Source organism: Dawidia soli (assembly GCF_018598185.1).
GTDB classification, from domain to species: Bacteria; Bacteroidota; Bacteroidia; order Cytophagales; family Cyclobacteriaceae; genus Ohtaekwangia; species Ohtaekwangia soli.
In genome coordinates, this window is record NZ_JAHESC010000012.1 from 117,549 (window position 1) to 131,927 (window position 14,379).

Annotated in this window: 10 protein-coding genes; 1 reads left to right on the forward strand and 9 read right to left on the reverse strand. The window is 56.2% G+C overall.

Annotated elements, in window-relative coordinates:
- Window position 1: 1 nt before the first annotated feature.
- Window positions 2-505 (reverse strand): YfiR family protein, encoded by a 504-nt coding sequence (locus tag KK078_RS10450; protein ID WP_254090211.1) that lies wholly within the window; start codon window positions 503-505, stop codon window positions 2-4.
- Between the two features lie 509 nt (window positions 506-1,014).
- Between KK078_RS10450 and lhgO the strand changes: the two genes are divergently transcribed.
- The gene (gene lhgO, locus KK078_RS10455) at window positions 1,015-2,211 is read left to right on the forward strand and encodes an L-2-hydroxyglutarate oxidase (protein ID WP_254090212.1); all 1,197 of its coding nucleotides are present in this window, start codon (window positions 1,015-1,017) and stop codon (window positions 2,209-2,211) included.
- A 77-nt stretch (window positions 2,212-2,288) separates the two neighbouring features.
- Here the strand turns inward: lhgO and KK078_RS10460 are convergent, their stop codons facing one another.
- The 8 genes from KK078_RS10460 to KK078_RS10495 form a co-directional block, all read right to left on the reverse strand.
- On the reverse strand, window positions 2,289-3,293 hold the full coding sequence (locus KK078_RS10460) for a hypothetical protein (RefSeq protein WP_254090213.1): 1,005 nt from the start codon (window positions 3,291-3,293) through the stop codon (window positions 2,289-2,291).
- Between the two features lie 182 nt (window positions 3,294-3,475).
- Complete coding sequence (locus KK078_RS10465) at window positions 3,476-4,906, reverse strand: hypothetical protein (protein WP_254090214.1); 1,431 nt, start codon at window positions 4,904-4,906, stop codon at window positions 3,476-3,478.
- A gap of 48 nt (window positions 4,907-4,954) precedes the next feature.
- Entirely contained in the window at window positions 4,955-6,388 is a 1,434-nt protein-coding gene (locus KK078_RS10470; RefSeq protein WP_254090215.1) for a hypothetical protein, read from the reverse strand.
- 671 nt (window positions 6,389-7,059) lie between these two features.
- Window positions 7,060-8,475, reverse strand: coding sequence for a hypothetical protein (locus KK078_RS10475; protein WP_254090216.1), 1,416 nt, complete (start codon window positions 8,473-8,475; stop codon window positions 7,060-7,062).
- A 17-nt stretch (window positions 8,476-8,492) separates the two neighbouring features.
- Entirely contained in the window at window positions 8,493-9,905 is a 1,413-nt protein-coding gene (locus KK078_RS10480; RefSeq protein ID WP_254090217.1) for a hypothetical protein, read from the reverse strand.
- A gap of 43 nt (window positions 9,906-9,948) precedes the next feature.
- On the reverse strand, window positions 9,949-11,346 hold the full coding sequence (locus KK078_RS10485) for a hypothetical protein (protein WP_254090218.1): 1,398 nt from the start codon (window positions 11,344-11,346) through the stop codon (window positions 9,949-9,951).
- A gap of 103 nt (window positions 11,347-11,449) precedes the next feature.
- On the reverse strand, window positions 11,450-12,850 hold the full coding sequence (locus tag KK078_RS10490) for a hypothetical protein (protein WP_254090219.1): 1,401 nt from the start codon (window positions 12,848-12,850) through the stop codon (window positions 11,450-11,452).
- Window positions 12,851-12,868: 18 nt separating this feature from the next.
- Window positions 12,869-14,299, reverse strand: a complete 1,431-nt coding sequence (locus tag KK078_RS10495) for a leucine-rich repeat domain-containing protein (protein WP_254090220.1) — start codon at window positions 14,297-14,299, stop codon at window positions 12,869-12,871.
- Window positions 14,300-14,379 lie beyond the last annotated feature (80 nt).

Genomic DNA, 14,379 nt, shown 5'->3' on the forward strand with positions numbered 1-14,379 from the left:
TTTAGATCATGATGCCCAGCCGGGTCAGCTCATTGCTGACCTTTAAGTTTTGCCTGTTTACCGCCGCCTGGTTTAGTTCGAAAGCCAATTTACCATCTTTGACGATAAAGTTTATATCGCTGCCTTTGACGCCAAGTCCAGGCTCTTCGGTCACGATCAGGATGGACTGGCTGGCGACCTTGGCGAGTACGTTGTCAATCAGTGCCGACTTGTTCGAAGGCACGTAGAGGATATTGCACCGGCGGATCTCGCCCGGGCTATTGATCCTGGTCACCTTGATGGTGCGATCACCTCCTACCTTTTTCGCGGCCGCCATGTTCTTCAGCTCGTCGTAGATCGGCGAGTCGCCCAACACCAGGATCTCGAAGTCACCCTGGTTATAAGCATCCGGCCATTGCACGTAGCGTGTGAAGCTGTAAATGAAAACGGATTGGAACTTGTGTGTTTGGGTGAATCCTGGCAGAAAGGCAAAAAAGAAGAGTAGAGTGGATAGAGTCTTTCTCATGCTTTGGTAAGTATACTGCTTCTTTGATACGCTTGCAAAAATATGCCCGTTCATAATCTAAAATGTTTAAAATTTCGCCGATTTCTAACGTCTGAGGGTATTGCGAGAACTTGGTCGATTTCTATGACTGTGCAATTCCCGGCGTTTCTCGTGAGGCGCGCAGACCGTCTGCCTTTGGTGTAAAGCAAAGCGGATGCCATCCGGGCCACCCGCCGCTGCTTTCTGTTAGCATTTGGTATGTTGCCCGCAGGTATCGATTAAAGTTACTAAATCGCCCGGACGTGGAAAATCCCTTTTGTTACGCGTTTTAACACGATGGCTTTTGTAAAAATTGTCAATAAACGTACAGAAGGTACGTAGTGCTGAAGCTACGATGGGCCCGCCTTCGCTAAAGCTATGGCGGGCAGGCAGGCCACCGTGGTAAACGCTATGGACGAGATGTGAGTGGTGTATCGGGTGGTAGAATCTGCGGGATAATCGTTAGCTTCGCGCAAAATTTTTTATCAGTCGTGCAGTACGATGTTATCATTATCGGTGGTGGTGCCGTGGGGCTTGGCACCGCATTGCAGATCCTGCGTCAGCAGCCGAAGGCCCGGGTGGTGGTGATCGAAAAGGAGACGGCCGTGGCCCGTCACCAGACCGGCAACAACAGCAACGTCATCCACTCGGGTATTTATTACAAACCGGGAAGCTTGAAGGCCCGCAACTGTATCCATGGCTATGAGCTGCTGCTCGATTTCTGCCGTGAGCATGACATCCCCCATACCCTGTGCGGCAAAGTGATTGTTGCAACAGAGGAGAAGGAACTGCCCCTGCTCCAGAACATCTTCGACCGGGGCCAACAGAACGGCCTGGCCGGCTTAAAGATGCTGACGGGCGACCAGGTGCGCGAATACGAACCCCACGTAGCGGGTATTGCCGGCATCCACGTGCCGCAAACGGGCATTGTGGACTACCGCGTGGTAGCCGAAAAGTACGCCGAGGTGATCCTCCGCCAGGGCGGCCAGATCAAGCTGGGTGAAAAGGTGATCGACATCCGTACGAGCCACGATGCCGTAGCGGTGGTTACGCCGGCGGCTACCTATACCGGCAAGCTGGTGGTGAACTGCGGCGGTCTGTACTCCGACAAACTGGCACGCCTGACGACTCCCGGTCTGAACGTGCGCATCATCCCTTTCCGCGGCGAGTACTATAAGCTTAAAAAAGAAAAAGAGTACCTGGTCAAGACCCTGGTTTACCCGGTGCCCGACCCGAACTTTCCCTTCCTGGGTGTACACTTTACGACCATGCCGGGTGGCGGCGTAGAGTGCGGCCCCAACGCCGTGCTGGCTTTCCGACGGGAGGGCTACACTAAAACCGCCATCAACCTGCCGGAGCTGGGCGAGACGCTGGCCTGGCCGGGGTTCCGCAAGATCGTGGCCAAGTACTGGCAGACGGGCATGGGCGAGATGTATCGCTCCTGGTCCAAGGCAGCTTTTACCAAGGCCTTGCAGAAGCTTATGCCGGAGATCCGCGAAGAAGACCTGGAAGAAGGTGGTGCCGGCGTACGTGCGCAAGCCTGCGACCGCACGGGTGGACTACTCGATGATTTTATGATCCTGGAAGAAGCCCGGGCCATACACGTATGCAATGCCCCTTCGCCCGCCGCAACCTCCTCCCTATCCATTGGCGAGACGGTTTCGCAACTGGCGTTGAAAAGACTTTAAATTAATAGACGGCCCTCGCAGAAAGAAGCCTTCCGTTGTAGCGGAAGGCTTCTTTGCTTTTATGCATGCGGTTCGATCTAAAACTGATCGGGCCATACCTCCCACGCCAGGCTGTCGCGCAATACGCGCAGCTCGTCCTTGGCGGTGTTGGAGATGGGTGCAATGAAGGTAGCGCCATACGGCTGCTGGCTGAGGTACATCTGACCGCCGGTACGGTTCTCGGCTAGTGATGCCGTGTATACCTGGTGAATGACGTTGTTCAGGCTGGACGCGGAGAAGCCCGAGTCGAGGAACAGGCGCACGCTGAGCAGGTCGTTGTCGGCCGGCACCGTGATGTAGCGCGTTCTGCTGGCACCGAGCTCGATGGTCTGCAACAGCGTGTTGTTGGAGAAGTCGATGTACGTGGGCGATTGTGCAAACGCGTTGGCAAAGCTCTGGAGGTTGCCGACATGATCGAGCGCAATGTCGGAGATGCCGCCGTAGTCATAGAAGAATCCGAGTGTTTCCACCTTGTCCAACTCGCCGGTAATGCTTACAAAGTAATAGCCGGGTGTATCATAGAGGTGTGTCAAATAACATCCACATGTCGTCGCTTCAATGGGGGAACCGTCACCCCAATCGATGGAGAGGGCGGCATCGGAGGCCCCGAGGTCTAGCTGCACTTCCTGCTGACCGCCTGTTACAAAGGTAAGCGCCGGTACCAGGTCAATGTCAGCCAATCGCCCACCTTGTTCCTTTCGCAGCGAGCGCATGGTGAAGGTCCTGACGACCTTCTGAAAAGCGTCTGCTTTCACGACCAGCGAATAGACCTTGTCCTGATCGCCGTTGAATGCGATGCGATCCTTCAGTTTTTTCAGCAATTGACTGTAAACGGTGTCTTTTCCGTCGAGGACATATACTTTGGCAACCACTTCCGATGAAGCGGCCGGCCGCTTTCCATAGACAGCCGGGGCATTCAGCTGAATGGAAATACCTTCGGCGTCCGCCGCCGTCTTTACGCTTTCGTCTTCCTTACAGCCCGACAATGCAAGCGCTATTGCCGTCGCCGCGATGATACCATTCGTCCAGTTGATTTTCTTCATACGCTTGTTTTTAAGTAATGTTTATATGCTGATGGGTGTGGGGATGTCCAACGTGCGGGGTGTACACCTGTCCCATAAAAAAAAGGGCCTGACATTCCGCACCTTCCGGTCTGATCTGTCGCCGTTACTTCTGCTCCACACGGCGTGGAGCAGAAGCTTTGCTACGGCGGCTCTATGTGTCGTTACTCGTCGATCGATGTCGGCCAGATCTCCCAGCCATAGGTGTCGCGCAAGGCGCGCAGCTCCTGGAAGGATTGCGGCGAAGGCCATGCGATAAAGCCCCAGGTGCTATACGGCGTGTCGCTGAGGTACAGCCAGCCACCGTGCGCACCGGTCGTTACGGCATTTACGTACGCCGCGTGGATGACCTCGTCCATCGAAGCGGGTGAGAAGCCCACCTGGGCCACAAGGTCTACGGCAAACAACGGCGGCGCTTCCGGCAACACGAACGAGCGAACATCGCTATAGGCCATATGAATGGATGCGATGTGCGGGTTATGGCTGAAGTCGATCACCTGCGGCGAGTCGGCAAAGGACAACGCGAATAGCTGAAGCGCGGGCAGATAGTCGAGTGTGAGCGAACGCAGGGCGCCGTCGTCGTAATAATACTCGACGCCGGACACACTGCTCAGGTCGCTGCCGTAGACGCTGACAAAGAACTGGCCTTCGCGTCCGTACGCGTGCGTTAACCGGTTTGTGATATCGCGGATGTCGGCTACCGGCACCACGTTGCCATCACCCCAGTCGATAAACAGGTTGTCGGCCGGCCCCTGCAGGCGGAAGGCGAAGTCGTTGCCCCAGCGGGTTACGAACGTAAACGCCTGCTCGAGTGTGACGGTCAGCGGACCGCCCGACAGGCTCGGGATCAGTTCCTGTAGTACAAAGGGCACCACCTGTTTGCGATAGCCCGGCTGTACCAACACCAGTTCATAGGGCCGCTCCTGGTTGCCCACAAAGGCGATGTCGTTCGTACCGGCCGGCAACTGCTGGCTGTAGATCGTATCGGTGCCGTCAACAATATAGGCGTGGACCGACGCGAGCACCAGCGTCTCCCCTTCCGGCTTAAACACCGACAGTTTGAAATACGGGAAGGGCGCCACCGTAATGTTGAAGCTGGCGTAGCCGAAGTCCTCCGGGGTATATCCGTCGGCAACGGGCAACACCTCTACGCCCAGCTCGGTAACGTCTTCGTCATATACCGTGAAGGGTACCGGCAACGGGTCGTCTACCCACTGTGCGAGCGACGAGCCTTGTTTCGGGGTGGCGTACGACACCTGGCTGTCGGCTACGATAAACTCCGTGAGCGTGTAGTTACCCGGTGCCAGTGACAGCGGCTGACTGACGACGCTCTCACCCAACGTGATGAGTGTGACCTCCTTCAGGTCAAACACCACGTCACCGGCAGCGTTTACGACGGTGACATACAACTTCGCGCCCGAAGGCAAGGCGGACGCCTTTCTTCCGGTGGTACTACCGTCTTTCCCCGGCTGGGGCCGGATCGCAAAACGAACGTCGCCGGGCCGGGCCGGACTTTTCTCATCATCCTGACACGATGGAAAGAGCATCGCGCATGCAAGCATGCTCAAGCAAAAGAACCAACTGACTTTTTTCATACGATTTAGGGGTTGAATGTTAAGGGTTATGCGGTATTACCGTGATCGCTAAAATTCATCCGGGGAGATACTCCATCCGTAGACATCACGCAGCGCGCGAAGTTTCTCCAGCGCATCGGACGAAGGTGTTACGATCAAACGGCGTGGGACCGTATACATCGTCTCGAGGGCCAACGTGCCTACGGGCATGCGGCCCTCTACCGCCGCCCGGTAGGACACATCGATAATATGGTCGAGAGAGCTTTGCTGGAACGTGTCGTTGTTCCCCATCAGAAGGATATAGCGCACGGTCGCATCTTCTGCCAGCACGATCGAACGGGCATTGGCGATGATCATCTCGATCTCGTGCAATACGGGATTATGGGAAAAATCTACGACGGGAGGCGCTGCGGCAAATCCCTGTCTGAATCTCCTCAGCGCCGGCAGGTTGTCGAGGGTAATTTCCTTCAGTGATCCGAAATCATAGAAGAATCCCAGCTCCTCAATGTGGTTCAGGTCGTTTCCATACACGCTGACGAAATAATGATCTTTGTCGCCCGTGTATTCGTGCTCGACCTGATCGGCTATTACCGGAACGAGCGGCTCGATGGTGCCGTCACCCCAATCTACCGTCAGCTCGTCCAGCGAGCTTCCCACCACGCTGAACGCCGCACCACGATTATAACGCGTCACAAATGTAAACGCCGGCCGAAGGGCTATCTCCAGGGCCTTCTTGCCCGAGCTTATCAGCGTTTCCAACAACGTCGGAAGCGTAAAGTCCACGGTATACCGGGCATATCCGGGCTGCTCCAATACCAGCTGATAGATCGCTTCCATATCTCCCACGAATGCGATCGCGTTTATACCCGCCGGCAGCGCCTGGCTAAAGACCGTGTCGGCCCCTTGAAGTATTGACGCACGTACGGGTATAAACGCCAACCCGTTTTCGTTCAGCGTGAATACCGAGAGATTAAAATAGGGATATGCTGCTACTTGTATCCCGAAACCTACATATCCGAAGTCCTGCGGTGCGTTGGTCTCGTCAAACGGCAACACCTGCACCTGGAGTCCGGCAATGGTATTGTCCTCGACGGTGAATGCGATCGGTAGCGGGTCCTCCACCCACTGTGCCAGCGGCGACCCTTCCTGCGGCGCGACATATGACACCTGGTCGCCGGCCACGATGAACCTGGTTAAAATATAGTCTCCCGTATTGAGTGCTAACGGCTCGCTTACAGCATAGCCGCCCATGTTGACCAGTGTTACCTCCCGCAGCGAATAGACTTCTTCGCCGGCTGTAGTTGCAATAGAGACGTACAGCTTCGCCCCTTCAGGAAGGCTTTGTGTGACCCGACCGTCGGGGGCATCGGCCGAAACCCGGTGCTGCAGCGTAAACCGGACAGTGCCCGGCCTGGCGGGGTTATTATCATCTTCCTGGCAAGACGACAGGAACGCCGCGTATGTCAGCAGGGTAAGGCAAAAGACCTTATGTATTATTTTCATAGTCTGATCATGTTTATGTTTTGACGGATCGTAATAAGGCTGATGAAGTGTGTTAAAGCTGTCTTTTTTCATAACGTCGTTAAAAGGATAATTTTAGAAAATATAGAACACGCACGCACGTACCTCGCGCGCGCCGAAAAATGGCGAGTATAAAGGCATACAGCAGCCATCACAGCACATGGAGTGTGCTGCTTGCCTTGACATGGCTACCGATACATCTGTCTACTGACGCTGTGGAAAAATTTCGGGTAAGACAGGATCCTCTTCCGAAGAGCGGAAGACCCGGGCGGGTGAAACAAGATCAAGATGCCAACTATAGCTTTTCATATCGTAGGGATTTAAGTATCCATCGTTTGTAGTACGGCCACGCCTGAGGGAAGAGATACGCCACGGTATACCTATACACTGCCTGTTCCTCTTTTGAGGAAGCGTTTCTACAACCAGTCTATATGCGAGGAGCTCCCGGGAAGTTTGTTCAACGTTCTTTACACTTCAATACTTTCTTGCGGTACTTCAGCGAGAGCATGTAAATGTATCACTAATTGCCATCAATTGTTAACCTGAATAAAGAAAAAATATTGGGGAAATATAATGGAAAGGCTCCGCCCCCATGCGTGTGGGGGCAGAGCCTTTCATTCCGTACGTACATTCCGTACGTTGTAAATGCTATGTCAGAAATCGTACGGCCAGACCAGCCATCCGTGCAGGTCCCGCAGCTCGCGCAGCATCGCCAGTGACTCTTCGGTGACGGGTCCCACGAATTCCCCCGCGCCTTCGGGCATCGTACTGAGGTATAGAAAGCCCTCGTATCCATAGGTCATTTGTCCACGGTAGGCGGCTTGGATGGCAGCGTTCAACGATGCTTCTGACGTTCCCGCGTTGCCGACCAGGTCTACAAGACTCAGGCGCGCGTCTTCCGGCAGATCGAACGAGCGGATGTCACTATGAGGAAATGAGATCAGGCTGATCCGGGGATTGTGTCTGAAATCCACATATACCGGCGATCGTGTCTCGGCTGCCGCGAAGATCAGAAGATTGGGCAGGTTCACGAGTGAAATTTCCGTCGTAGGCCCATTCCCGTACGATTCCAATGCCGAGATACTCTCCAGGTCGCCGTAGATACTGACGAAGTGCAGCAGATGATCATCGGTGTAGTAATGCACAAAGGATCCGAATATGCTGGAGGTCATCGGCTCCACGACACCGTCACCCCAGTCGATCGTCAGGTCCTCCCCATTGCCCGTCAACCGGAACGTATAGAAATACGTACCGTAGGCGGTGAACGTCAATGCCGGCGTGAGTGTCACCGAAAGGGGCGCGCCATCCAGCGCTTCCAGCAGCTCGCCCAGCACAAATGTCTGGGTATGCTGGCGGTACGAGGGCTGCGTCAGCGACAAGGTATACGTCCGCGAAGGATCACCGACAAAGGCTATCGCGTTCGTGCCGGCGGGGAGCGTTTGTTTGTAGACCGTATCGGCACCGTCGAGTATGCTGGCGCGCACCGGCGAGAACACCGGGGTGTGGCTGCTATCGTAGGCAAACACCGAGAGCCGGAAGTACGGAAAGGGCGCGACGTTGACGCGAAAGGTAACATAACCAAATTCATCGGCGCTGTGTTCACCGGTGGCGAGCACCTGTACATCCTGTCCCGTCACGGCGTCCGCCGTGACGGAGAAAGATGCCGGCAGTGGGTCTGCTACCCAGGCAGCCAAGGGCGAGCCTTCTTTGGGCGTGGCGTAGAGCGTCGTACCGACAGCATCTGTTACCAGGAAATCTGTGAGCGTGTAGGTACCGGGTGGCAGCGGTAAAGGCTCGCTGACATAGTCCTCGCCGAGGGTAAGCAACGCGATCTGCTTCATTGTATATACTTCGTGACCACCCGCATCCGCGATCGTTACGTACACGGACGCACCGGCCGGCAGGACGGCTCCCACCCGGCCGTGGCTTGCTTCTCCGACCGCGCGGGCATCGATGGTAAAACGTACATTTCCCGGCACGGCCGGGCCTTGTGCTTCATCATGACATCCCGAAACGAGGACCGTCAGAACGGACAGCATGACGAATAAAATCCAGCTATTGTTTTTCATGCGAAAGGGGCTTAGGGTTAAAATCCTTCGGGCCAAATCGTCCATCCATATTCCCGGAGTGCGCTGAGCATCGCCAGTGATTCTTCGGTGACAGGGGCCACGAATTCACTTCCACCGGGGGTGGAACTGAGATACAGCGAGCCGGTGTATCCCCGCTCTATTTGTCCGAGGTAGGCCGCGTGGATGGCGGCGTTCAACGACACTTCCGATGTGCCGTCGTTGCCGACCACGTCTACCACCCGCAGCCGCGCGCCTTCCGGCAGATCGAACGAACGAACTTTACTATAGGGTACTGAAATTGTCTGGATCAGGGGATTCTTTTTAAAGTCCAGGTGGGTGGGTGATCGTGTCAGAAAAGCGGCGGCGAAATTCTGGAGGTTGGGCAGGCTTACCAGGGAAATTTCGGCGATGTCCGAGCTTCCATAGTAAAACTCTACGAGGGTGATACTGTTCACATCACCGTAAACACTGACAAAGTGCAACGGATTGCCATCCTCATAGAAATGGGTCATGTAGTCCGCGGCAGGTTCTTCCATGCCATCGCCCCAGTCGACCATCAGGTCTTGCAGATTGCCCCCGAGCCGGAATACATATTCGAACCCGATGTTTTGTGCCGAGGTAAACGTCAATGCGGGTGTGAGGGTGACCAAAAGCGGCGCGCCGTCCAGCGCCTCCAGCAGCTCGCCCAGCACAAATGTCCGGGTATATCTACGATAGGACGGCTGCGTCAGCGACAAGGTGTACGTCCGGGACAGATCGCCGACGAAGGCTATATCGTACGTACGGGCCGGCAGCACCTGTTTATAGATCGTATCGGTACCGTCGAGTATACAGGCGTGCACGGGCGTGAACGCCAGGGCGTTGGTCGTGTCGTGGGCAAACACCGACAGTCTGAAATACGGAAAAGGCGCGACCTCGACGCCAAAGGCGACATAGCCAAATTCCTCGGCGCTGTATTCGGCGATGGCCAGCACCTGTACATCGAGCCCGGTCATGGCATCCTGCGTTACCGAGAAGGATACCGGCAGCGGGTCTGTTACCCAGGCGGCCAGCGGCGAGCCTTCTTTGGGTGTGGCGTAAAGCGTGATACCGGCGGTATCTGTCACCAGGAAATCTGTGAGTGTATAGGCACCGGGCGACAGCAGCAAAGGCTCGCTGACATAGTCCCCGCCGAGGGTAAGCAAGGCGATCTGCTTCAGCGTATATACTTCTTGACCACTCGCATCTGCGATCGTTACGTACACCGACGCACCGGCCGGCAGGACCGCTCCTACCCGGCCATGGCCGGCACCCACGACCGTGCGGGCGTCGATGGCGAAGCGTACATTCCCGGGCGTAGCCGGGCCGTGTGCTTCCTGTTCTTCGTCACGGCATCCGGGGAGGTAAACCGCTACCAGGATGAACCATAAAAGCCAATAATTTCTTTTCATTTTTATAACTTGTTGTAAGGTTGTTGTTGATCCGGACAGGCATCTACTGGTATATCGTCCAGCTGAGCTCACCCATGTGGCCCAGCCGGTCCATCGGGTACGGAGAAGGCGGCCCGATGATGCCTTGTCCCGGGCCTGCACTCAGGTTAATCTCGCCGTTGAATATCTGTTGCTCGAACGCATGGTCGTGTATATCCAGAATGATCTGATCCAACACTGGCACCGGAAAGTCTGCATTACCCTCCAGGCTCATCCATCGGATCAACGGATTGTTACGGATATCGAAGTATCGGATGTCGGAGTATGCTACGTCCAACGACTCCAGCACGGGGTTATGCGAGAGGTCGACCGAGTCGGCTCCCGTAGTGTTCGCCATGCTAAAGCTTCGCAGTCCCGGCAAGGCCCGCAGGGAGTAGCGGTCGCTTTGCGTATCGGTGAAACTTAAATATTCCACGGCCGCGAGGTCGCCCGCAACACTCACATGATACTGTCCCGGCTGTGCATAGGTGTGTTGAGGCAAATAGGTCTCGCCTCCGCTCGTCGTAGGCGGAAGCACCTCTTCGGTGCCGTCGCCCCAATGGATGACAAACGGCGTGGTCTCACGGCCCGTCTGCATGGTAAACCCGAAGTAGGGCGACCGGGAGGATGCCGTAAATGTCAGCGCGTCTTCCAACGTTACCTGTAGTGGCGTGCCGTTCAGCTCGGCGAGCAGATCGGCGAGCACAAAGGTGCGCATATAGGTTTTGTACGATTCTTTCATTAAGACAAGTGTATACGTCGCCGCCAGGCTACCGGAAAATTCGATGTCGTTGATGGCCGCAGGAAGGTAGTCCTGTAGTAACGTATCACCTTCGGACAGCAGGTACGCATATACCCGCGCAAACTCGGCGCTGGAATCGCCTGCCCGGAAGACCGCGAGCCTGAAACGCGGGACGAGCATAACCTCCACCGTAAAGGTGACATAGCCGAACTGTGCCGGTTGGTAGACATCGGTCGGCAGCACCTCTACGTCCACCTGCGCAATGCCGTTATTGCTCACGGTAAAAGCCAGTGGCAGCGGGTCGTCCACCCACGGGGCCAGTTCCGAAGCTTCTTTGGGTGCGGCATACACGGCGTCGCCAGCGGCGTCGGCCACCAGGAAGTCCGTGAGCTCATAGTTACCGCCGGGCAATGCCAGGGGCTCGCTGATATACTCTTCGCCGAGCTTGAGCAGGCGTACCGGCTCCAGCGTATATACGTCGTCTCCACCTTCCCGGCGGATGCTTACGTACAACGAGGCTCCGTCGGGAAGCGACGTCGCCATGCGTCCCTGGCTGGCGGCCACGGTGGGGCGTAGCGCAAAACGGATGGTACCCGGCCTGGCCGGTGCCGGATCGTCTGTGCAGTGCTGCCATAGAAATGCCAGCACGAGGATGATACTAAATCGGGCGGTCTTTTTCATGCATAGTGTTGTTTGACGGAGGGAAAAAAGGCCCCGGGGCCAACGGCTCTTTTGTGCCGTTGGCCTCCGAAGCCCTCTCAACAAAAACGTGATCGCTATCCTGTCAAAAATCGGCTGGGTCGATCGTCCAGTCGTATGTATCGCGTAAGATGCGAAGCTCCTCCATCGCTTCGGGCGACGGTGGTCCGATGAACGTGGTCATCGAAACGGGAAAGCTGTGCGCCTCGAAACTACCATTTCTGCGATTATATTGTACTGCGGTGCTATATAAATGATGGATGAGCGCATTGAGCGACGGCACGGAGAAGTCTAAAATGCCAAACATCACGACCGATCGTATCTGCGGATTGTGCGACAGGTCCAGCTCGACAATGTCGCTGACGGCGATGTAAATACTTTCCAGGGCAGGGTTGTGCGAGAAATCGATGGTAGCGGGAGTTACGGCAAAGGTCGCCACAAAATCTTTCAGGCCGGTGAGGTATTCTACGGACATCTCAGTCGTACCGCCATAAGCATACGCAAACGCAACCCGTTCTACCTTATTCAACGTGGCGCCGGAGATGCTGACGAAATGGCCGCCGGGGGTTGCATAGAGATGTTCCGGTCGACTCTCAAATGTTTGTTGCGTAATGATGTCCTGCGTGCCGTCGCCCCAGTCGATATAGAGGGTATCGATGTCGCCCTCCAGGGTAAAGTAGACATCCTGATCCGTCAGGCGGAAGGTGAACGCCGGTTCCAGCCAGACGGTGTGTGGTGCCCCGGCCAGCGCGCTCAGCAGATCCTGTAAAACAAAGGTCTGCGTATACTTTTTATACGAGGGTTGAAGTACTACCAGCGTATAGGTGCGGGTCAGGTCGCCGTCGAACAGGATGGCGCCGGGCGCCGCACCGACGTGCTGACGATGAACGGTGTCTGCGCCGTCGAGAATGTATACCTGCGCCGGTGAGAAGACGAAGCCTGTGGGAGTCGGCTTAAATACCGCCAGGCGGAACGACGTTCCCGGCACGATGCCGACCTGGAAGGTGAGATAGCCAAACGCTGCCGGCGGGTAGGCACTCGTGGACACTACCTGTACGCTGAGGCCCGTAATGGCGTTGTCGTTCACACCGAAGGCCATGGGCAGCGGATCGTCCACCCAGCCGGCCATGTCCGAGCCTTCTTTGGGTGTGGCGTATACCACCTCGTCGGCAGCGTTGACCACCAGGAAGTCGGTCAGGTCGTAGTTGCCCGGTGGCAGCGCCAGCGGCTCGCTGATATACTCCTCGCCCATCTTCAGCAACGTGACATGTTCCAGGGTATATACCTCACCACCGCCGGCTTCCTGAATGGTTACATAGAGCGATGCGCCTTCGGGCAGCGATGCGGACACGCGCCCGCCGGGACCGCCCGTGGGGCTGATGGTAAAGCGGACATTACCCGGCTTTGCCGGGGCCTGATCTTCGGTACAATGCTGCCATACAAAGGCGAGCAAAAGCAGGATGCTGAACTTGATGATCCTTTTCATTTTCTTGTCCTTTATGTACTATAAGGGAGGTATACCCGGAACGATCGTCCATCCATACTCCATGCCGATGACGTGCAGCTGATCGAGGGCTTCCGCCGACGGCGGGCCGATGAATGTATAGTCAAAACCGGTCTCCAGGTTGAGATATCCGCCGATAATGGTATGTTCTACGACGTGTTGGTACAGGTCGTCGATCACCTTGTTCAACACCGGCACGGCAAAATCTACATTCCCCGAAAGGTCGAGCGAGCGCAGCTTGGGTGTATGGCTGATATCTACGTACCGCAGGTTGGAATATGAGCAATTGAGCTCCTCCAGTTCCGGCGTATGCGACAGGTCAAGGCTATCAGCCCCTACGACACCGGAGCCAACGTTTAAGCCCATGGAAAGGATCTTCAGTCCGGGCACCTCGCGAAGCGAAATGTTATCCGTGGCGCCGAAACCAAACACCATGGCCACCAACCGCACAGCGGCCAGGTCGCCCGACATGCTGACGTGATAATTACCGGCCGCCGCATATTCATGATAGAACGTCTCTGATTCGATCACGTCAAATTCTTCCACCGCGCCATCCCCCCAATCGATCGTAAACGACGTGCCGGGGATCGTCTCATCCACGCGGATCCAATATTCAAAGAAATCATTCCGAAAGATCGCCGTAAACGTCAGGGCGGGCGCCAGCGTGACCTGCCACGGCGCGCCGGCGAGCTCCGTCAACAGGTCGCGCAACACGAAGGTGCGGCTGTAGGTCATGAGCTCGTCTTCCATTAACACCAATGTATAGGTCCGCTCGGGGTTGCCGGGGAAGATCACATCGTTCTGGCTGGCGGGAAGGTGGCGATGATATACCGTGTCGCCTTCGTCGAGCAGGTAGGCATGTACACGGGAGAACTCGGGTCCGTCGTTCCCCTGCCGGAACACCGCCAGCTTGAAATACGGGAATGGCGCCACGTGTACGGCAAAGGTGGCATAGCCGAATTGCTCGGGCAGCCGGGCATCGACCGGCAGCACCTGCACATCGACCTGGGCGATGGCATCATCGCTCACGGCAAACGCCTGGGGCAACGGATCGTCTACCCAGGGGGCAAGCTCCGATCCTTCCTTCGGCGTAGCGTATACCACGTTGCCGGCACCGTCGGCCACCAGGAAGTCCGTCAGCTCGTAGTTCCCGCCGGGGAGCGCCAGCGGCTCGCTGATGTATTCCGTGCCGATCCGGAGCAGGCGTACCGGCTCGAGGGTATATACTTCGTCGCCACTGACGCGGCGGATGCTGACATACAGCGAAGCGCCGTCGGGTAAGGACGTTGCCTGGCGTCCCTGGCTGTTGGCCAGGACGACGGGATTGAATGCGAATCGGATATTTCCTGGTTTGGCGGGTTCGTCTTCCCGGCAGCCCGGGAAGACGAGAGCCAATACCAAAAGACTGACAAGCCAACTGATCTGTTTCATTTTCGAGAGGGGGTTAGAGAGGTTTCATGTTTTTGATGTTACCCCATACGTTGGATACGTATGGACATAGCAATAGCGTG